The 20,731-nt window shown below is 37.0% G+C and carries 19 protein-coding genes; all 19 read left to right on the top strand.

Translation table 11 applies throughout. From position 1 onward, the window contains the following. Nucleotides 1-4 precede the first annotated feature (4 nt). The 19 genes from PFY10_06070 to PFY10_05980 all read left to right on the top strand — a co-directional run bounded on the left by PFY10_06070 (nt 5) and on the right by PFY10_05980 (nt 20,665). Nucleotides 5-5,899: an MG2 domain-containing protein gene (locus tag PFY10_06070; protein ID WBV58006.1), complete on the top strand. Its 5,895-nt coding sequence runs from the start codon at nt 5-7 to the stop codon at nt 5,897-5,899. A 42-nt stretch (nt 5,900-5,941) separates the two neighbouring features. After that, nucleotides 5,942-6,430 (top strand): ecotin family protein, encoded by a 489-nt coding sequence (locus tag PFY10_06065; GenBank protein WBV58005.1) that lies wholly within the window; start codon nt 5,942-5,944, stop codon nt 6,428-6,430. Nucleotides 6,431-6,686: 256 nt separating this feature from the next. Beyond that, entirely contained in the window at nt 6,687-8,096 is a 1,410-nt protein-coding gene (locus PFY10_06060; protein ID WBV58004.1) for a TolC family protein, read from the top strand. Between the two features lie 19 nt (nt 8,097-8,115). Next, on the top strand, nt 8,116-9,072 hold the full coding sequence (locus tag PFY10_06055) for a biotin/lipoyl-binding protein (protein ID WBV58003.1): 957 nt from the start codon (nt 8,116-8,118) through the stop codon (nt 9,070-9,072). A gap of 63 nt (nt 9,073-9,135) precedes the next feature. Then, the gene (locus PFY10_06050) at nt 9,136-10,341 is read left to right on the top strand and encodes an ABC transporter permease (GenBank protein ID WBV58002.1); all 1,206 of its coding nucleotides are present in this window, start codon (nt 9,136-9,138) and stop codon (nt 10,339-10,341) included. Between the two features lie 209 nt (nt 10,342-10,550). Beyond that, entirely contained in the window at nt 10,551-11,006 is a 456-nt protein-coding gene (locus PFY10_06045; GenBank protein ID WBV58001.1) for a DUF1569 domain-containing protein, read from the top strand. A gap of 131 nt (nt 11,007-11,137) precedes the next feature. Next, on the top strand, nt 11,138-11,608 hold the full coding sequence (locus PFY10_06040) for a hypothetical protein (GenBank protein WBV58000.1): 471 nt from the start codon (nt 11,138-11,140) through the stop codon (nt 11,606-11,608). Between the two features lie 39 nt (nt 11,609-11,647). Further along, a complete protein-coding gene (locus PFY10_06035) occupies nt 11,648-12,019 on the top strand; it encodes a VOC family protein (GenBank protein ID WBV57999.1) in 372 nt (123 codons plus the stop codon). Between the two features lie 8 nt (nt 12,020-12,027). After that, nucleotides 12,028-12,570, top strand: a complete 543-nt coding sequence (locus tag PFY10_06030) for an SRPBCC family protein (protein ID WBV57998.1) — start codon at nt 12,028-12,030, stop codon at nt 12,568-12,570. Between the two features lie 34 nt (nt 12,571-12,604). Then, the gene (locus PFY10_06025; GenBank protein ID WBV57997.1) at nt 12,605-13,054 is read left to right on the top strand and encodes a VOC family protein; all 450 of its coding nucleotides are present in this window, start codon (nt 12,605-12,607) and stop codon (nt 13,052-13,054) included. A gap of 265 nt (nt 13,055-13,319) precedes the next feature. Then, nucleotides 13,320-13,670, top strand: coding sequence for a hypothetical protein (locus PFY10_06020; GenBank protein ID WBV57996.1), 351 nt, complete (start codon nt 13,320-13,322; stop codon nt 13,668-13,670). Beyond that, nucleotides 13,667-14,089, top strand: a complete 423-nt coding sequence (locus PFY10_06015) for a nuclear transport factor 2 family protein (GenBank protein ID WBV57995.1) — start codon at nt 13,667-13,669, stop codon at nt 14,087-14,089. The genes PFY10_06020 and PFY10_06015 overlap by 4 nt, the downstream gene beginning before the upstream one ends. A gap of 29 nt (nt 14,090-14,118) precedes the next feature. Beyond that, complete coding sequence (locus PFY10_06010) at nt 14,119-14,793, top strand: DUF2490 domain-containing protein (protein WBV57994.1); 675 nt, start codon at nt 14,119-14,121, stop codon at nt 14,791-14,793. A gap of 10 nt (nt 14,794-14,803) precedes the next feature. Then, nucleotides 14,804-15,808, top strand: a complete 1,005-nt coding sequence (locus PFY10_06005; protein ID WBV57993.1) for a bestrophin family ion channel — start codon at nt 14,804-14,806, stop codon at nt 15,806-15,808. A gap of 75 nt (nt 15,809-15,883) precedes the next feature. After that, on the top strand, nt 15,884-17,497 hold the full coding sequence (locus PFY10_06000; protein WBV57992.1) for a Na+/H+ antiporter: 1,614 nt from the start codon (nt 15,884-15,886) through the stop codon (nt 17,495-17,497). Between the two features lie 22 nt (nt 17,498-17,519). Next, nucleotides 17,520-17,948, top strand: coding sequence for an SRPBCC domain-containing protein (locus PFY10_05995; GenBank protein ID WBV57991.1), 429 nt, complete (start codon nt 17,520-17,522; stop codon nt 17,946-17,948). A 57-nt stretch (nt 17,949-18,005) separates the two neighbouring features. Then, nucleotides 18,006-18,389 (top strand): VOC family protein, encoded by a 384-nt coding sequence (locus PFY10_05990; protein ID WBV57990.1) that lies wholly within the window; start codon nt 18,006-18,008, stop codon nt 18,387-18,389. A 35-nt stretch (nt 18,390-18,424) separates the two neighbouring features. After that, on the top strand, nt 18,425-19,447 hold the full coding sequence (locus PFY10_05985) for a glutaminyl-peptide cyclotransferase (protein WBV57989.1): 1,023 nt from the start codon (nt 18,425-18,427) through the stop codon (nt 19,445-19,447). 192 nt (nt 19,448-19,639) lie between these two features. Further along, on the top strand, nt 19,640-20,665 hold the full coding sequence (locus tag PFY10_05980; protein WBV58925.1) for a glutaminyl-peptide cyclotransferase: 1,026 nt from the start codon (nt 19,640-19,642) through the stop codon (nt 20,663-20,665). The last annotated feature ends 66 nt before the right edge of the window (nt 20,666-20,731 follow it).

Genomic DNA, 20,731 nt, shown 5'->3' with positions numbered 1-20,731 from the left:
ATTTATGAAAAGATTTTCCAAGGTTTTTATGCTTTTGCTTTTAATGCTGAATTTCTCAGCAGTTTTTGCACAGAAATACTACGACGATCAGTGGAAAAAAATTGCTGACAACAGCCAGAAAGGAGCGTACAAATCGAATCTTCCCATTGTTTTAGACATACAAAAACAAGCTATGAAAGAAAATAATACACTGCAGCTGATCAGATCCCTCAAAGCAGAATTTAGTATTGTAAATCAAACGACTGACGATGATCAGAATAATTCCGCTTCTAAATTCTTCGGTAAGCTTCAGGATACACAAAAGCAGCTGAAAGGTGATGAAAGGGTGGTGTATGATGTACTCTTAAGTAGTTTTTTTCAGGATTATTATAAACGGCATTCCTGGGAGATTAATGGACGGACGAACCTGAACTCTCAGGACGTTTCTCAGATTGAAACCTGGAGCAAGCTGGATTTTAAAAATTATCTGACGAAAAACTTCAAAGATCTTGACCAGCAGAAAGAGCAAATGAAAAAAATCTCTTTGGATAAATATAAAAGTGCATTTTCAAATACTAAGGATATTATCTATTTTCCAACATTGTGGGATTGGTATTCTCTGAGGAAAATCAACTTTCTGGGGGATAACGAAATTTTCACAAAAAATGAGCTTGCCGAAAACAGGGTTCAGATCAATACAATTTTTGATGAATTAATTGCACAGAATAAAGGAAATTCAAAGTTGTATTTTATGCACCAGAAGCTTTCTGAAAACTGTGATGCCAATCAGTGCAAAGATAAACTGGCGCAACTTCAGAATCTTTTGAAGACTGATACCGAAGGAGATTATAAGGTATTGATCATGGAAGGGATCATGAATGAATACCTGGTAAAAAAGCAAGCGAAAGAAGCTTTAGCAGTTGCTGCCCAGGCAAAAAGCCAGTATCCAAAATCTCCATTTCTTGAGAATATAAAAAATAAAGAAGATCAGGTTCTTAATCCGAATCTTACTCTCAAATATGAAGAGCAAACCCAGGCCAATCTTCCTATCCACCTGGTTGCTGAATATAAAAACGTTTCAGAATTTTCATTGAATATTTACGAAGTAAAAGATGATTTTACTTCTTTCATGCAATATATCAGGAACTCATATGGAAATACGTTCGGACAGGTGAAAAAAAGCCTGGTAAGAAAAGAAAGCTATCAGCTTCCGGATCCTAAAGATTACCAGATGCATAAAACCTCAATGGAAATTCAGCCTTTACCTTCCGGTATATACGTTGCTGAGTATCTTGTTGCAGGAGCTGACGCCAGTGATAATGATGCCAAACAGAATTTTTACTTTCTGGTTTCAAACAACAAGGTGATCTACCAGTCGAAAACAGACAGAAATCAACTTTCAAACGAATTGAAACTGGTAAACAGCGAAAACGGAAAACCTGTAGCTAATGAAAATCTTACATTCTACGAATTTGTAGCCAATAAAACTTTAAATAAAGTTGATGGAAAAACCAATGATAAAGGTGTTTTCAAATTTCCTTCTACATCAAGTAAGGATTACTACAGGACATTTTTGATACAACAGCCGAAAACCAAAGATTATCAAATCATGCAGGTGTATGGGAATGATGATTATTCCAATTATGATCCTAATAAGCAGGTCCGTTCGAAAGCTCAGATCTTTACAGACCGTGCAATTTACAGACCCGGTCAGACAGTCTATTTTAAAGTGATCAATACAAAGATTGATAAAGAAACGGAAGGGGTGGTATCAGGCCTGAAACAGAAAATAACGCTTGTGGATACCAATGGTCAGGAAGTCTCTGCACAAAATTTTACAACCAATGAATTCGGATCATATCATGGAAGCTTTATTTTACCGAAAGGACAACTCAATGGGGTGTTCTATTTAAATACCGACGGCAATACGCAGGGATATAAAGATATAAGGGTAGAAGAATATAAGAGACCAAAATTTGAGGTAACCTTCGATCCTGTAAAGGATGAGTATAAATACGGCCAGACTATAGAACTCAAAGGAAAGGCAGCAATGTTTTCCGGTGTTGCTTTAAGCAATACTACGGTGAGTTATGAAATCAAAAAACGCAACATCCGTTGGAGATATTTCTGGTGGTATCCTGAAGGGGATGATAATGAAAATTCAATCCTGGGTGAAGCAAAAACAAATGAAAAAGGAGAGTTTGTTATCCGCCTTGACCTTAAAAAAGATGAAAAACTGGAAGGTATCCAAATCGATAATTATGAGATCAATGCTTCTGTAACGGATATTAACGGAGAAACGCAGACGGCGAATACACAATTGAAGGTAGCTTCCGTATCCCATTATATCAAGGCAGATGAGATTAATAATGCTTTTGCTGATGAGAATGTGAAAGTGAAAGTAGAGACAAGAAACTATAACGAACAGGATCTTAAAAAATCGTATCAGGTAAAGCTTTCTAAACTGGAGTCTCCGGACAGGATCTTCAGGGATAATTTCCTGAGAGAAGTTCAGAATCAGCCCAAATTGAGCAAAGAGGAATTCATTAAGAAATTTCCGCATGATTTATTTGACAAAAATGATGAGTTAAAGAATTGGAAAGTCGGAAAAGTGGTTCTTACCAAAACACAGGAGCCATCTGGAGATCAGAAACAATTGGCAACCAATCTGGAACTGGGTAAACTGGAAACAGGGGATTACCGGCTGGAATTGTATAATATAGAAGGAAAAGATACCATAAAATCCGTACAGAATTTCAGTGTTTGGGATAAAGGAGCGTTAAAGCCTGGTCAGAAAACATTCCTAAAGGTTATCGGACCTAAAAATGAATGGGGAAGAGGTGAAAAAGCAAAGATCTATGTGTACTCGGCTGTTCCTGATGCCATAGTCAATGTATTTGTTCAGAATGGGTCAGGAAGCACCCTTTCTGAAAGCTATAAGCTGAAAAACGGAATGCTGGAGTATTCAGCAGATATTCCTAAAGATAAAAGTGTATCTGTTTTAAATGTTCAATTTCAGATTGTTGCATTTAATGATGTGCAGACTGAATCTGTCAATTTAAAAATTAAGGACTCTGAAAAGCCTCTTAAAATAGAGACGGTGACTTTCAGAGATAAACTGGAACCTAATGTAAAGGAGAAATGGTCTGTAAAAGTTTCAGGAAATGATAAGGAGAAGATCAATGCTGAGGTTCTGGCCAATATGTATGATATGTCTCTTGATCAGTTTGCAGCCAACAGCTTCGATTGGGAAAAATTATATATTCCGTATACCATCATAACCTCTTACGATATCAGGGAGAATCTTCTTCAAAAATATTATCAGAAGAGACTGAAATATATGAATGGTAAATATGTGGAAGTACCGGTATTTAACTGGTTTGACAATTCGCTTTATTATGATGGAGCTGTTCTTCAGAGTCTTGAAGGAAGAGCAAGTGGAATAAGAATTAGGGGTAATGCTGCTTACAGTAAAGCGTTACCTGCCCCGGCTGTTGCTGCTAAGGAAGTCGCTGTAGATGCGATGGCTGAAATAAATGAAGTCGTTGTTGTTCGTAAAGGAACAAGTAATCAAGAAGGTGGACAGTCAAAAGAATCTCTGGAAAAAGTTCCGGTTCGACAAAATTTGAATGAAACAGCATTTTTCTATCCGGATCTGAAAACGGATGCAGAAGGCAATGTGAATTTTGAATTTACTTCTCCGGAAGCGCTTACGAAATGGAAGCTTATGTTCCTGGCTCACACAAAAGATGCCAGGTCGGCGACATTGGAGAAAGAAGTAGTTACACAGAAAGAATTTTCCGTAACTCCAAATTATCCAAGATTTTTAAGAGAAGGTGATGAATTAAACCTCCAGACAAAACTTTCTAATTTAACGGATAAGCGATTAAATGGTTCTGCTGTTTTACAAATCCTGGATGCATTTACTAATGAAGACATTTCTTCAAAATTCGGATTGAATGCAGGAACCCAGAACTTTGATGTAAGTGAAAACGGAAATTCGGTTGCAACATGGAAAGTAAAGGTTCCGGATAATGTTTCATCTATTATCCTTAAAGTAGTGGCTAAAGCAGGTTCTTTCTCAGACGGGGAGCAGCAGGCAATTGCTGTTTTACCGAACAGAATGCTGGTAACAGATGCAGTCCCTGTTTTTGTAAAAGAAGGAGAGACTAAAACTTTTGTTCTGGATCATCTTAAAGATGCGAATTCAGCAACAATAACGAATGTTTCAAATACACTGGAGCTCACAACCAATCCGATCTGGGAAATTATGTTTGCCCTTCCAAGCCTGAAAAATGATCAGAACAGTTCAGCTGATGTAATCTTTAACAAATGGTTTTCTGATGTTTTGGCATCTGAAATTTTCAAAGCAAACCCAAAGATGAAAACCATTTTTGAAGAATATCAGAACAAAGGATTATTGAATTCTAACCTTGAAAAAAATCAGGAATTAAAGCAGTTACTATTAGAGGAAACTCCTTGGGTACTGGAAAGTAAAAATGAGCAGGAGCAGATGCAAAAGCTTGCATTATTGTTTGATGCCAACACAATGAAAAATTCAATCAATCAGGATTGGGATGATTTCAAAAAACTGCAAAATCCGGATGGAGGCTTTTCATGGTATTCAGGGTATCCTAGCTCTTACGGAGTGTCATTGTATATCCTTAAAAATCTGGGTAAAATCAATTTATGGTTAAAAGGTAATGCCAAGGATTATCAAAGTTCAACGCAAAATGAAATGGTAACCCAATTGATAAAGTATGTAGATAATGAGATCAATAAATATGTGGATACGAAAGAAAATGTTTGGAACAACTGGATTCTGGATTATCTGGACACACGTAACTATTGGGAGAAACAATATCCTCTGAAAGGAAAAGGGGCAACTTTAAAATCATTGGTCAAACAAAAAGCAAAAACTGCAAAAACCACTGATTTTACATTCTTCGGACTTCACCGGGCAGCTTTATTGATGAACGATTATGGAATGAAGGAAACTTCTGATAAGCTTATGACCTATCTTAAAGAAACTTCCACAGATACCAAAACCCAGGGAGTGTACTGGAAGCAGAATCTTAATGACTGGGGCTGGTTCAGTTCAAAAGTTGTGAACCATGCCGGTGCATTAGAAGCTTTTAATACCTTAAAACCGAACGATCAGAAGTTCATTGAAGATATGAAGATCTGGCTGGTAACACAGAAGGAAGTTAATTCATGGGGAAGCTCAAGGGGTACTTCAGAAGTGATTTTCACGATATTAAATTCAGGAAAATCATGGACCGGTGCTGAAAGTGATAAAGCAACTATTGTTTGGGGCGGAAAAGAACTGGCACCGCAAACACAGGCAACGGGGTATGTAAAGTCAACAGTGAAAACGGATGCAGTAGACAAAAGCCTGAGTACGGTTACCGTTACCAAACCGGGTCCCGGAATTGTGCAGGGAGGATTGTTCTGGCAATATTATGAAGATCTGGATAAAATAAAATCATCAGAAAATTATATCTCCGTTACCAAAGAGCTTTATAAAAAAGTGAAAACAGTAAATGGTGAAGAGCTACAGAAAATAGCTGTGGGAACACCACTGAAAGTAGGGGATAAAGTAACAGTAAGAATGATTTTAAATACCGACCGTGCGATGGAGTATATTCATATAAAAGATATGAGAGCAGCCGGATTTGAGCCCCTTAATGTATTATCCGGATATCAGTGGAAAAATAATTTAGGATATTATCAATCTACTAAAGATGCGTCCACAAATTTTTATATTCAATATATGCCCAAAGGGAAATATGTATTTGAGTATGATTATGTTGCTAATGCATCCGGAAAGTTCTCAAATGGTATTACAACGATGCAAAATTACTATGCTCCGCAGATGAATGCTCATACAAAAGGAGACAATGTTCAAATTTTGGAATGATTTTTGGCTTTAGAGAATCAGTAAAAAATAAATACAAAAAATATGAAATTTTCAAAGACGCTAGTTGCGGGATTAGTCATGATGGTTGGAGTGAATACTTTTGCTCAAAAGAAAGCTGAAAAGTTTGAAAAATTGGAAATTGAAATGTTCCCAAAGGCTAAAGACGGATACAAGCAGGTATACATTCAGCTGCCTGTCGCTAAAAATGAAAAAGATCTGAAAGTTGAATATTTTGTGGGTAAGGAGAAAATGGTTGATTGTAATAACTATTTTATGATGGGGAGCGTAAAATCTCAGGATCTTCAGGGATGGGGCTACAACTATTATGAAGTGGAATCCAATGGAGAGACGGCCGGAACTTTAAAGGGATGTTTAAATAAAAAGGAAACAAAAAAGTTTATTTATATCAAACCGGAAATTGTAGGCTATAACAGTAAATTACCTTTGGTATTTTATGTACCTAAAGACCTGGAAGTACGGTACAGGGTTTTACGTCCGGACGCTGGAATGAAGAAAGCAGTTCAAAAGTAATTTCCAACTTCTAAATATAAAACTCCTCAGTTTTCTGAGGAGTTTTTTTGTGAAGTACTAAAAAGAATGGATTATAGGAAGGATCTTGAGACAGGTTATAGAAAATTATTTTACCCTTAAACTATATTTAAACAGTTGTTTAATAAATACTGTTGGAGGCCGATTACCATTGAACATCTTTTAAATTCACTGTACAGGAGAATTATTCTACGGGTTTTAACATTTTTTTGCATTATATTTGTTGTAAACATGAACCATGAAAAACAATTTATTGATTTTTGCCCTTGGTTTTTTTGTACTTCCAGCTTTTGGTTGGGCACAATCGGCGCCGGACTTTAAGGAACTTTTAGATAGTGCAATGGTTCGGGATTCGGATCTTAAAATGCAGATCACCCAAAATAAACTTACCGATCTTGACGGTCATAAACTGAAAGATATCTTCCTTCCGACGTTGGAATTAAGCGGGCAAGCCGGCTATCTGAACGCAACGGCAAGATTAACTTCTCCTGAAATTAATCTACAACCTTTTTTAACAATTCCTGAAGGAAGGTATAATAACAACCTTAATATTTCCGGTTTCTCGGGTATTGCAAAGGCAGATGCCAAAATGTTGGTGTACTCGGGAGGTAAAGTGAAATATCTTAAAAAGGCGATTGAAGAGAAAAAAGCATCAGAGGACATCCTTCTTGAAAAGACCAGGGATGACGTGGTAGCTGCTGTTTCTAAAGCATACGACCAGCTCGCCCTGATCCATCAGTCTAAAAATGTGTTGGATGAAAGTAAAAAGAGGCTGGACATCAACAGGAAAACAGCCGATAAAGCCCTAGGATACGGATTGATCACACCTTACGATCATAAAAAGATAGAGCTTGCCCAAGCAACCCTGGATGCTAAGATTGTAGAGTATGAAGGAAAAAAAGAGCTGCTTCTTACCCAGCTTTACATTTTAACCGGTATCAATAAAGAACGGCTCCGCCTGATAGAACCCGTTTTAACTCCTCTAGAAATGCTTTCCCGGGAAAATGGAATCGAGCAGAGAGCCGAAATCAGAGCATTGGATCACGGAATTGTAGCCGCGGATTACAAAATTAAAGCAGAAAGAACATGGATGATCCCAAAAGTTCAGCTTATGGCTTCTGCATACTATATCGGGTTATATGGAAGCAGAGTCAAAACATCTGAAAATGTAATCCCCGCAATCCCTGCCCTTGGATATGAAGGTGCGCGATTGGACTGGAGGCCCACGAATATTAACATTCTGCCCTTATTTACAGCCGGTATAGGTTTTAAATGGGAAATATTTGATGGAAGAGAGGGAAAGCATGCCGAAGAGACGGCGCGGATAGGTAAAGAAGTTTTACAAAACAAAAAAGAAGATGCCTTGAAAAAACTGACCTTAAATCTCGCGAATAATCAAACCAATTATGATATTGCCACGGCGCAAATAACCCTGAAAAGTAAAGAAAAAGAATTGGCAAAAAATGCCCTTGTACAGGCTGAAAAAGAATTCAGGTATGGGATGAGTAAATCTTCACAACTTATAGAAGCGGAAAGTGACCTTGAAGTTGCGGAACTTGAATATCAGAATGCGGTTTTCAACCAGCGCAGAGCGGGAATTGAACTGATGAGGTCCACGCAGGAGCTTGATATCACGAAATTGTATTAACCCCACTAAAATTAAAATGATGCAAAAAAATATCTCTATACTATTTGGCTTTCTGATTTTATTGGGAAGTTGTGCACAGAAAAAAGAAAACCTCAATGATTCGGAAGGAAAAACCAAAAAGGATGTTGTTTCATTTGCTCCTAAAGTAACCGGGAGGATCCTCAAAATTTATGTTACAGAAGGTCAGACCGTAAAAAAAGGTGATACCCTGGCATTGCTTGATGTTCCTGAAGTTTCAGCAAAAATTGCACAGGCTCAGGGAGCCGTAAGTGCAGCAACGGCACAGGAACAAATGGCTAAGAACGGAGCTACCGCAGATCAGCTAAGACAGCTTCAGGCTAAATATAAAGGATTAAAAGAGCAGTATGATTTCGCACAGAAATCTTTCAAAAGAGCCTCTAATATGTTTAGGGATAGTTTGATGTCTCCGCAGGCTTATGATGAAGTATATGCTAAATTACAGGGTGCCAAAGCGCAATATGACGCTGTAGTCGCGGAACTGGATGATGTAAAAAGAGGAACCCGTTTCGAAAAAGTGGAGATGGCTGCCGGACAGGCTTCGCAAGCCAAAGGAGCTTTACAGGAGGCGAATGTTGCTTATTCTGAACGTTACATTATTGCGACAAACGACATGGAAATAGAAACCATCAGCCTTAATGCCGGAGAGCTTGCGACTGCAGGTTTTGCTCTGTTTAACGGTTACATTCCCGAAAGTACGTATTTCAGGTTTACCGTTCCTGAGAGCGAAATAGCAAAATATAAAAAAGGGCAAACCGTTGCGATGCAGGTCGTTTATAATAAAGAAAACATTGAGGGGACTATCCTGTATATTAAGCAGCTGACAAGATATGCGGATATTACTACTGCCTATCCCGATTATCAGTTGCAGGATGCAATTTATGAGATCAAAGTAAAACCTAAGGATATGAATAAAGCTAAAAATATCCTCGTCAACGCCAATGTGATCCTGAAATAATAATGAAATACAGTCCGATGGCATTTTTGAAATTCCATAAGGCTGTTTAAACAGATATAAACAATGAAAGAATTTTTCCGTCTTTTAAAGCGCGAGTTTAAGATGTTCATTAAAAACTCCACCTTAAGAACCGTATTCTTTGTGGCACCGCTATTTTATGCCACATTGCTGGGGTTTGTATACAAAAGCGGAAAAGTAGAGCATACACCGGTTATTGTTATTGACAGAGACAATACTCCGTTGTCGAATCAGCTGGTGGAAATGTTGCAGGACAATAAAGGGATCCGGGTTTTGAAGTATGTTCAGGAACCATTAAGCATAAAAGATGAGGTCATTAAAAATGATGCGGCAGCCGTAGTAATCATTCCTTCCAAATTTGAAGCTGGAATGCTGCAAAAAAAATATCCGGAAGTCAATGTTTACATTAATACGGGAAATGTTCTTACAGCAAATTTTGCCACAAAAGCCCTTCAGCTGACGATTGGAACTTTCTCTGCAGGTGCATCGATAAAGGCCCTCCAGAAAGCTGGAATGCCGGCAACAAGGGCAGCTACCCAGTTTGAACCCTTTAAAACCAATTATATCACCCTTTTCAATACAACCAGCAATTACCTTATTTTCATGTGGCCGGCTATGTTGGCTGTAGTTTTACAACAGGTGATATTGCTGGCTATGGCCGTAAGTTTTGCTGCAGAATTTCAGGGAGGAACCTTCGTGAAAGAATATTATGGAATGAGGAAATGGGCATTTCCTACAATGCTGATCAAAGTGATACCGATCTGGATATTTTCTATACTGATCGTAGGAATGTATTATTTCATGCACATGATTTTTAAAGTACCTATGCCTCAGGGGATTTTTAATTTTATAGTTCTGACCTCTGTTTTTGTGAGTTCAGCATCTTTCTTAGGTGTTTTTATCAGTATCCTGATTCCGGATGCCTTGAAGGCAACTCAAATTCTGATGGTTATTGCTTCACCTGCGTTTATTATCAGCGGATTCACCTGGCCATTGAATGCAATGCCTGCTTTTGTACAGTTTATTGCGAATATTATTCCTTTAACCCCATTCTTACAGGCTTTCAAAATATTATTGATTCAAAAAGGATCGGTAGAACTTACATTTCCCTATTTAAGGCATTTGGGAATTCTTTTACTTGTCTATGCTTTTTTAGGGTGGATTGCCCTGAAGATCAAATTATGGCTGGTATTCAGGTACGTAAAACCTGAGAATCCAAAAGAAGAAGATTCCTTCGAAGAAATCGGATAAATTTTTAAGCAAAATATAAATTGACCAGATAAGTTCATCGCATCAGTTGCATCCCAAACTTAATCCATACCACGTACTTTGTAACCCCGTAATTTATACCTCAGACCCGGTATCCATATATCATCGCCCGGGTTTTTACGGTTTTTAAAAAAGGATATAAAATCATCAGAAAAAACTGATATATTTGTTTTCCGAACAATTAACAAACAATGGAAAACGTATTTGATGCAAAAGTTGCTCAGAATTACATCAATAGGATCAATAATCTTATTGAAGATACTCACGGTATTTGGGGAAAAATGATGGTGGATCAGATGCTGGCTCACTGTTGCGTTTCCTATGAGATGGTGTATGAACCGGAGAAGCATAAGAAGCCCGGAGCTATAGCAAAATTTATCCTGAAAAATTTTGTGAAACCTAAAGTCGTTAGTGAAAAAGCCTATCCCAGAGATTCTCCTACTGCACCCCAGTTTATGATTGTGGGAAGAAGGGATTTTGAAGAAGAAAAAAAGAGGCTGATAGGATTTATCCAAAAAACGCAACAACTGGGAGCTGAAGCCTTCGATGGAAAAGAATCATTCTCATTTGGTAAACTAAAATCCCATGAGTGGAGCAATATGTTTGCGAAACATTTAAATCACCACCTGGCTCAGTTCGGAGTATAACTTCGGATGAGTTAGAACCTGTAATGACGGGTTAAAATTACTCAAGGAAATATTGGCTTTCCCTACGCTGTCACAGAATTTCCTTTTATTGATATTGCTTACGTAATACTCAATTAAAAACAAAAAACAATATGAAAAAACTTGTACTACTCCTCATTCTTATTTCCGGTTTTGCTTTTGCTCAGATGCCTAATATTTCAAATGTATGGCTCAATAACAGTAAAGCATACTCCGGAACCATCGGAAAAGATAAACAGGCTATAAAGCTCAAGATTAATATTTCAGAACAAAACAGAAAAAATGATCAGGAATATTTTGTTTCCGGATATTCTTTAGTGGATAAAACCTATTCTAAATTTGAAGGAAATCTGACGATTACAAAGTATAAGGACACGAAAAGAAAAGGAACTGTGTATGGTGAATACGAACTGGCAGAGGAGAATAAAGGCAAACATTCCGGTATTTTCAAAGGTAAATTTGTTTATACTTTTAAGTGGAATAAAGTGACTGAGAAAATTGAGTCCCCTTATATCGAATTCATTGGTGACTGGAAAAGCTATGATGGAACAATGAACTTCAAAACCCATATAACCAATCAGTAAAACTGAAGATAAAACTTGTTAATAAAATAAATAAGAAATATGAAGCTAGGAGTATTCTCGCTCAGTTTAAGTGTAAAAGATCTTCAAAAGTCTAAAGACTTTTATGAAAAGCTGGGATTCAGTGCTATGGGAGGAAACATGGACCAAAACTATCTGATCATGAAAAACGGAAGTACATTGATCGGTTTATTTCAGGCTATGTTTGACGGGAATATGCTTACCTTCAATCCGGGGTGGGATGAAAATGCAGAGAATCTGGAATCTTTCGATGACGTGCGTGAGATTCAGAAACATTTAAAAGAAAATAATATTCATCTGGAAAAAGAGGCTGATGAAACCACCTCAGGACCGGAGCATATCTTCCTAAAAGATCCCGATGGGAATATGATTTTAATAGACCAGCACAGATAGAAATACCTATGAAGATTTTAAAATGGGCCATGATCGTTTTGGCCGCAATACTGATAGTTTGGTTGGTAATAGCCGCCTTAATTTCCGGGGATTTCAAATATGAAAAAACCATAACAATTAATGCTCCTGTAGAAAAAGTATGGCAGAATACCAACACTTTAAAAGCAATGGATCTCTGGAGTCCATGGAACAGGCTGGATGCGGGAATGAAAAAGGAATGGAGCGGAACCGAAGGACAACCGGGTGAAAAAATGTGCTGGAGCAGTAAAAATGATAAAGCAGGAAAAGGGTGCCAGGAAATAAAAAAAGTAGATCCTTTCCTAAAAAGAATAGATACTTCAATTAAATTCATGACTCCTTACGAAAGTGAAGCAGATACTTATGTTATAGTGGCTCATGAAGGAAACGCAAGCAAGGTGACCTGGGGGTTCACCTCCCAAATTCCATACCCTTTTACCATAATGAAGCTGTTTATGAATATGGATGGTGCCATTGGAAAAGACTATGAGCAAGGGCTTTCCATGTTGAAAAGAATTTCCGAAAAGCCTTAAAACATCAGACAAACTCAATTAAAAAAAATACTTTATGGCAACAGTAAACGTTTATCTTACATTCAATGGGAACTGCAGGGAAGCATTTGATTTCTATAAATCTGTTTTTGGCGGCGAATATCCTTATATCGGAACTTTTGGAGAAATGCCGCCAATGGAAGGAAAAGAAACTCCGGAAGAAGATAAAGATAAGATTATGCATGTTTCTTTACCCATTTCTAAAGAAACAGTCTTAATGGGAAGTGACACCGGCGGAGAGTGGGCATCTCATTTTGTGGCAGGAAATAATATTTCTGTTTCCATTAATGCAGAGTCAAAAGAAGAAGCTACAAAATTATTCAACGGACTTTCAGAAGGAGGACAGGTGACAATGGCACTTGCAGATACTTTCTGGGGTGCTTATTTTGGTATGTTTACAGATAAATTCGGAATCAACTGGATGGTAAATTATGATGATCCGGCTAAAGCTCAGGTACATCCGTAACATTCATTTTTTGTATACGAAATATAGTTAAAAAGAACCGGCAGGAATTCCTGTCGGTTTTCATTTTATTATACATTTGCATTCCTGTTTTTCTAATTTTAAAAAGAGCACTTTTTCGGAAGATTAAATAAGGAATTCATAACTTTAAACCCATTAAACAAAAGATGATGAATTTAATAATTATGATATAATGGCGTTAAATAAAGTGCAATCCGGATAAATCAGGTTCCTTCTCAACAAACTTTAACAATTAAAAACACAACATATGATTTTAAAAATACTCACCATTGCATTGATTGTTTTTGCAGTGTATATGGGCTTTAAACAAGGTATAGCAATGGTTTCCGGGAAACCTGAAATGCTACAGATGCTTGGCAGAATAGGAATGAACAATACCGCTATCATGGTTTTGGGGATAATTATCATAATCAGTGCAGTGTTGATCATAATTCCACAGACTTTTTTCTGGGGGAATTTTTTAATGGCGGGAACGATCTTGCTTATTATGGGACTAGAGCTTTTTCACGGGGATATAAAAGGTGCTTTGATAGAGCTTCCGTTCATGGGTTTGAATCTTCTTATTATTTTCTTAAATTATCCCTTTAAATTCTCATGAAAAAAATTATTTATTTACTGACGGTATTTTCCATGTATTGCGCATGTGCCCAGAAAAATGATGTTAAAATAACCCCTACTCAACAACAGACAAAAAATGATATGGATACAACAAAATTAAATGAAACGGTAAAAAAGGCTTTTGATGCATGGCAAAAAGGTGATGCGGAAACTTTTACTTCTTTTTTTACTGCAGATGCTAAATTATATGACGATGGTAATCCAAGGGATTTTAAGAAATTCGTAAAAGATGCTTGTGGACACGAGAAATTTACTTCGATTGATACTATTGAAAATGAAGGTAAAACCATCTATGGACGGTTTCACACAGAAAGCTGGGGTGATTTCAGAACTTTTTTTAAATTTAATATCAACAGTGACGGAAAGTTTGACAAGTTGGAAATAGGTCAGGCTAATTAATTAATAAAATATAAACATAGAAGATTAGTATGGAGATTATAAGGTCGGTATCCCTCGTCATTTTTATTTTAGCAACAACACTTTCATTTGCTCAGAAAAATGATTTGGGGGCCTGGTATATGTATTTCGGGAATAATAAAATCAATAAAAAATGGAACTGGCACAATGAAATTCAGTATCGTAACTTTGATGCGGTTGGAGATCTTGAGCAGCTTTTAATCCGTACAGGGATCGGATACGATCTGTCGGAAAATAACAATAATGTTTTATTAGGTTACGGATTTATTTTAAGTCAGCCCTATGTAAACGGCGAGAAAAAAGAAAATATTGAACACAGGATTTTTCAGCAGTTTATCACCAAACAACAATTTGGAAGATTTTATCTTCAGCATCGTTACCGTTTGGAAGAACGCTTTCTTGAAGAGGATTTCAGAATGAGGTTTCGTTATTTCCTGGGGCTAAATATTCCGATCAATAATAAAGAAATGCTTCCGAAAACTTTTTATGCTTCTCTCTATAATGAAGTTTTTCTTCACTTTGATAGCCCGGTATTTGACAGGAACAGGGTGTACGGAGCGTTGGGATATGTGATCAGTAAGAATTTAAGAATCGAAGCAGGGTATATGAATCAGCTCCAGGAGAATAGAAACAGGGGGCAGATTCAGATCGGATTTTATAACAACATACCATTTAACAAAAAGTAAAAACACATTTATGCACTCAGGAAAAAGATTTGGAGCCCGTGAATTTGCTATGTGGACAAGGAGAAGTATCTATGTCCTTGCCGTTTTAGCAGCAATTCCTACGGTACTTTATCATTTCGGTTTAACATTCGTTTCATTTCCCTGGCAGCCCATTGCAATCATGGGAACAGCGGTAGCTTTCATTGTAGGTTTTAAAAATAATGCAAGTTACAGCAGGCTGTGGGAAGCAAGGCAGATTTATGGTTCTATTATTAACAACAGCCGGAGTTTTGGATATATTCTCAGGGATTCGCTCTCTGCTAAAGATCCTGCTAAAGTAAAAGAAATGTTCTCACGGCATTATGCATGGTTAACGGCATTACGTTTTCAACTAAGGGAGCCAAGGGCATGGGAGAATATGAATACGGTACAGTTTGACGAATACTCAAAAAAATATGACATTCCGGAAAGGCTTTCCAAGCTGGATGAAGAACTGAAACTTTATCTTTCTGAAAGTGAACTTCATTATATTCTCAGTAAAAAGAACAGGGCTACACAATTGATGGCTGCCCAAAGCAAAGAACTGTCGGAGGCTTATGCAAAAGGAGAGATTAATGATTTTCAATGGACACAAATCAACCAGCAACTGGTAAAATTCACCGATGATCAGGGAAAAGCTGAAAGAATAAAAAACTTCCCATATCCCAGGAATTTTTCATCGATTACTACTTACCTGTTGTTGTTGTTTATTGTTTTTGTTCCTTTCGGATTGTTGAAAGAATTTGATAAACTGGGAGAGGGAACTTTATTGGAAGGATTTACCATATGGTTTAATATTCCGTTTTCACTTTTGGTAACCTGGTGCTTTCATACACTGGATAGTGTGGGAGAGGCTTCTGTAAATCCTTTTGAAGGAAGTCCTAATGATGTTCCTATCACACAGATCAGCCGGACAATTGAGATCGATATGAGAGATATGCTGGATGAACATGACCTTCCTTTACCAATAAGTCCGAAGAATAATATTGTTCTGTAGGAAATAAAAAACACAATGACAAAAGAATTTATTTAGATTTCTAACCTAATATTAATTAAATAAAATCATAAATAAATGATTCACAATTACGTAATAATATCAATCGCAGTATTGCTGTCTGTGATGATATTAGTAATGATCGGGCAAAAACTGAAAGTAGCTTATCCTATTTTCCTTGTTATAGCAGGGTTATTGATAAGCTTTATTCCGGGTATGCCTCACATTGAAATAGAACCGGATCTGGTTTTTCTTATTTTTCTTCCTCCTATTTTATTTGAAGCCGCCTGGTTTACCTCATGGCAGGACTTCCATAAATGGAGAAAGCAGATTTTTTCGATGGCTTTCGGGCTGGTATTCCTTACTTCAATAGTAGTGGCGTATCTATCATCATCAATCATTCCGGGACTTACTGTTGCGATGGGATTCCTGTTGGGAGGAGTAAATTCTCCACCAGATGCTGTGGCAGCTACATCGGTACTCAGAAATATGAAGATCCCGAAGAAGATTACGAGTATTCTTGAGGGAGAAAGCCTGATTAATGACGCATCGAGTTTGATCGTATTTAAGTTTGCTTTAGCGGCCGTTATTTCAGGGCAGTTTATCTTTAGAGATGCTGTCCAGGATTTCTTCATTATGGCTATTGGAGGGATTGCGATAGGAATTGCAGTAGGTTTCCTATTCGGAGCTCTACTTCGTATCATTCCTTCCAATTCCAATATAGACACTATTATCACGCTTATTGTCCCATACATCATGTATGTTGGTGCTGAACATTTTCATTTTTCAGGAGTATTATCTGTGGTAGCCGGAGGTTTACTCATGTCTTATAATTCTCATTGTTATCTGAGCCATACTTCAAGAATTCAGTCGGGTAATGTATGGAGTGTTCTTATCTTTTTGATGAATACCATTATTTTCATCCTCATCGGTCTTGAATTACCCATAGTAGTTGCTGCAATGCAAGATTATACCATCTCCGAAGGAATCTTCTATAGTGTAGTGATCGGTGGTGCCATTATTCTCACAAGAATTATCTACAGTTACGCATTAATGTATTTTCCAAGACTTTGTTCAAAAGAACTGAGGCTGAAAGTCCCCAAACCGGATTGGAGAGAGCCCTTTATCATCAGCTTTGCAGCAATGAGGGGAGTTGTTTCCTTAGCTGCAGCATTGTCAATCCCTGCATTTTTACCTAACGGAGATGCGTTCCCACATCGTAATATTATTTTATTCGTAACTTTCGTTATTATTTTAATTACTTTAGTGGGGCAGGGGCTATTGTTGTCTCCTATTTTAAAGTTGTTGAAAATAAGTGATGCAGGAAGTGAAATACCTGAAGAAAAGCAGGAGGTTATTTTAATGAGAAAATTAAAAGAAACCGCTTTGCAAAAACTGGATACTGATTTCTCAGATCTTGCAGAAAGAAACAGTCTTGTACGTCATCAGAAACATAAACTGGAAAATGAAATGATGATGATGGCAGATAAAGCCCAATGTATGGCTTCTACAGGAGATTATGTTTCTGCAATGAACGAGAATAAGGATGTTTTAAGACAGGTAATACAGGCGCAGCGAAATGAATTGCACCGTATGAAACGTGAAAAGATATTTGATGATCATGTGATGCGGACGATTGAAATGCAGCTGGATTTTGATGAAGCTAAAATTACCGGGTTTACCCACGGATAGATTTGAGAAATAAAAAAATAACATGAGTACACCTATTATTGTTCAACAGAAAGTGGATGCTCCACCTGATAAGGTCTGGATGGCATTGACAGATAGAGATCAGATGAAATCCTGGTATTTTGATATCTCTGATTTTGAATTGGAAATAGGAAAACAGTTTAATTTCTATGAACCTGGAAATGAAAAAAAATACCACCATCAGGGAAGTATTTTGGATTTTGCCATCAATGAACGACTCAAACATACATGGTCATATCCCGAATTTTCCGATGCTGAAACTACAGTGATCTGGGAACTTCAGCCGGAAGATGGAGGAACAGTGATAACGCTGACTCATGAAAACACGGATCTCTTTAAAAACCTGGGAGAGGGATTTTCAAAAGAAAACTTTACAAAGGGATGGAATGTGATCGTTGGAGAAAGTCTGAAATCCTATCTGGAAAATAAATAACAAAAACGCAAAGACGCAGATTGAGTGTCTTTGCGTTTTGCTTTATAAATTAAAAATATGATAAAATATACTTCTCTTCGTCCCATACTCTGGACACAAAATCTTGATGAAACCCTTGGTTTTTATCTTCATATCCTTGGGTTTAACCTGGTAGAAAGGAATGATGAATGGGAATGGGCAACGATCCGTAAAGATGACGTTGAGGTAATGCTCTCGAAGCCTAACGATCATGAAAAATTCAATGGAATAGGATTTACAGGCTCATTTTACTTTAACGTCGACAGTGTAGATGATTTATGGGAAGAATTAAAAGACAAGGCTGAAGTTTGCTACGAAATAGAAACCTTTGAATGGGATATGCGGGAATTCGCTATTTATGATAACAATGGGTACATATTACAATTTGGTCAACCCGCCAAACAAATTGGCATAACGGAATAAAATTTGCTATTTTTGGGGAAATATTTAGAAATTCAATGAAAAAAAATATAATAGTTGGTTTTGCGGCGATTTTGATGTTGGCGTCTTGTAACAATGATAAAAAAATATTGAATAGTTTAAGTGATTATAACAATTCAATGGAAAGCAAAGGATATCACTTCGGGGATAAACTTGAACTTCCGAAAGATGTTGCAGATAATGCGGAAAGTGTAACCATCAGTTTTGGAGATAAGGAGACCTCAAACCTTGTGATTGATCCTAAATTTTTCACATTAGGAGATAATGCCGTTACTTTTAATATTAAAACAAAAGGAGGAGAAACATTAAATCAGGATGCTACGATCAATGTTTTTGCAAAAAATCCTGAAAAAAAGATCTCTTATGAAATCGTTGCGGAATACCCGCATAATCCAGCCAACTTTGTGCAGGGATTTCAGATCGAAGGAAACACGATCTATGAAAGTGACGGGCAAAACGGATCTTCACAAATCCTGAAGTACACTCTGGGGACAACAACTCCTTTAGCTTCAACAAAGCAGGCTCAGGAAGACTTCTCCGAAGGAAGTACGATTGTAGGAGATAAAGTATATCAGTTGACATGGCAAAGCAAAAAAGGATATATCTACGATAAAAGTTCATTGAAGCTTTTATCTGAATTTGCTTATCCGAACGTATTAGGAGAAGGGTGGGGACTGACATATGACGGACAAAACCTGATTGCTTCCGATGGAAGTAAATTGTTGTATTTCCTTGATCCGAAAGATCCTTCAAAATTGGTTAAATATATTGCTGTAGCAGGAAGCTCACAGGCTTATGATCAGTTAAATGAATTAGAATACCACAATGGGTTTATTTATGCTAACGTATGGCAGAAACCTATTATTCTTAAAATAAACCCGGCAAACGGAGAAGTGGTGGGAACATTTGATTTTACAGATATTGCCAAGCAGAATACCAAGGGAAGTGATGATGTATTGAACGGGATCGCTTTCAAAGGAGAAAATATGCTGGTAACAGGAAAGAACTGGCCAAAAATATATGAAGTTGCCATTAAGTAATACAGACAACTCATTTAAAATTATATTTGAATAGCGCTCCCATCGGGCGCTATTTTAATGGAAAACAGAAAAAGAGGTTTTAATAATTAAATTTCCATATTCCAAATGACGTTACAGCATGATGATGCCCAAAGTGAAATTAGTACAAAGCAATAAATTTTGCTACTTTTGAGGAAATTATTTGGAAACTCAATGAAAGTAAATCCGATAGCCGGTCTTGTAGCGGTTGTATTATTAGTGTCTTGTAATAAAGATAAAGAGATTTTAAATTCTTTAAACGACTATAATCTTTCCATGGAACAAAAAGGCTATCATTATAATGATAAACTGAAAATTCCAGGGGATGTCTTAGAAAATGCAGAAACGATTACCATCAGTTTCGGGGATAAAGAAACCTCAGATTTAACCATTAATCCAAAGTTTTTTGGTCTTGGGGATAATGATGTAACATTTGTTGTTAAAACAAAAGGAGGAAAAACACTTTATCAGGATGCCACGATCAATGTCTTTGCAAAAAATCCTGAAAAGAAAATGTCCTACCAGATTGTAGCGGAATATCCACATGATCCCGATAATTTTATTGAAGGATTTACTTTAGAAGGGAATACGGTGTACGAGAGTGTAGGGTTAGAGAAATCATCTAAGCTTTTAAAATATAACTTGGGAGGAACCATACCCGTTAGTGTAACAAAACAACCAGCGGATATTTTTTCCGAAGGCTGTGCCACGGCAGGAGATAAGATATTTCAGTTAACCTACCGAAATAGAAAAGGTTTTGTATATGATAAAAATTCTCTGAAACTGATTTCTGAATTTCCTTTGGCATCAGCGATGAAAGAAGGATGGGGACTAACCTATGATGGTAAGAATCTGATAGCGACCGATGGTTCAAAAAACCTTTATTTTCTGAATGTAAATGATCCTTCTATAATATTAAAAACAATGCCTGTGGCAGGAAGCGCTGAAGTGTATGATCAGCTTAATGAACTGGAATACCACAATGGATTTATTTATTCAAACATCTGGCATAAACCGATCATTTTAAAAATTAATCCTGTGAACGGAGAGGTTGTGGGTACATTTGACTTTACGCAAATGACAGCAGAAAATTCCGGAGATAACACTGAGCATGTTTTAAATGGAATTGCCTTTAAAGGTGATAATATGTTGGTAACAGGAAAAAACTGGCCCAAAATTTATGAGGTTGCTATTAAATAATTTAAAATAATAACAATTGAATCACGATTAAAATAAAGTGTGTAAATTGGTCATATTCCTTCGGGA

The organism is Chryseobacterium daecheongense, assembly GCA_027920525.1.
Classification (GTDB): Bacteria; Bacteroidota; Bacteroidia; order Flavobacteriales; family Weeksellaceae; genus Chryseobacterium; species Chryseobacterium proteolyticum.
This window is presented reverse-complemented; position numbering and strand designations above follow the sequence as displayed.

What these genes read in the sequence shown, in the direction of transcription:
- PFY10_06070 (WBV58006.1), top strand. Translation starts at nt 5, where the DNA reads ATGAAAAGATTTTCCAAGGTTTTTATGCTTTTGCTTTTAATGCTGAAT.
- PFY10_06065 (WBV58005.1), top strand. Translation starts at nt 5,942, where the DNA reads ATGAAATTTTCAAAGACGCTAGTTGCGGGATTAGTCATGATGGTTGGA.
- PFY10_06060 (WBV58004.1), top strand. Translation starts at nt 6,687, where the DNA reads ATGAAAAACAATTTATTGATTTTTGCCCTTGGTTTTTTTGTACTTCCA.
- PFY10_06055 (WBV58003.1), top strand. Translation starts at nt 8,116, where the DNA reads ATGCAAAAAAATATCTCTATACTATTTGGCTTTCTGATTTTATTGGGA.
- PFY10_06050 (WBV58002.1), top strand. Translation starts at nt 9,136, where the DNA reads ATGAAAGAATTTTTCCGTCTTTTAAAGCGCGAGTTTAAGATGTTCATT.
- PFY10_06045 (WBV58001.1), top strand. Translation starts at nt 10,551, where the DNA reads ATGGAAAACGTATTTGATGCAAAAGTTGCTCAGAATTACATCAATAGG.
- PFY10_06040 (WBV58000.1), top strand. Translation starts at nt 11,138, where the DNA reads ATGAAAAAACTTGTACTACTCCTCATTCTTATTTCCGGTTTTGCTTTT.
- PFY10_06035 (WBV57999.1), top strand. Translation starts at nt 11,648, where the DNA reads ATGAAGCTAGGAGTATTCTCGCTCAGTTTAAGTGTAAAAGATCTTCAA.
- PFY10_06030 (WBV57998.1), top strand. Translation starts at nt 12,028, where the DNA reads ATGAAGATTTTAAAATGGGCCATGATCGTTTTGGCCGCAATACTGATA.
- PFY10_06025 (WBV57997.1), top strand. Translation starts at nt 12,605, where the DNA reads ATGGCAACAGTAAACGTTTATCTTACATTCAATGGGAACTGCAGGGAA.
- PFY10_06020 (WBV57996.1), top strand. Translation starts at nt 13,320, where the DNA reads ATGATTTTAAAAATACTCACCATTGCATTGATTGTTTTTGCAGTGTAT.
- PFY10_06015 (WBV57995.1), top strand. Translation starts at nt 13,667, where the DNA reads ATGAAAAAAATTATTTATTTACTGACGGTATTTTCCATGTATTGCGCA.
- PFY10_06010 (WBV57994.1), top strand. Translation starts at nt 14,119, where the DNA reads ATGGAGATTATAAGGTCGGTATCCCTCGTCATTTTTATTTTAGCAACA.
- PFY10_06005 (WBV57993.1), top strand. Translation starts at nt 14,804, where the DNA reads ATGCACTCAGGAAAAAGATTTGGAGCCCGTGAATTTGCTATGTGGACA.
- PFY10_06000 (WBV57992.1), top strand. Translation starts at nt 15,884, where the DNA reads ATGATTCACAATTACGTAATAATATCAATCGCAGTATTGCTGTCTGTG.
- PFY10_05995 (WBV57991.1), top strand. Translation starts at nt 17,520, where the DNA reads ATGAGTACACCTATTATTGTTCAACAGAAAGTGGATGCTCCACCTGAT.
- PFY10_05990 (WBV57990.1), top strand. Translation starts at nt 18,006, where the DNA reads ATGATAAAATATACTTCTCTTCGTCCCATACTCTGGACACAAAATCTT.
- PFY10_05985 (WBV57989.1), top strand. Translation starts at nt 18,425, where the DNA reads ATGAAAAAAAATATAATAGTTGGTTTTGCGGCGATTTTGATGTTGGCG.
- PFY10_05980 (WBV58925.1), top strand. Translation starts at nt 19,640, where the DNA reads ATGAAAGTAAATCCGATAGCCGGTCTTGTAGCGGTTGTATTATTAGTG.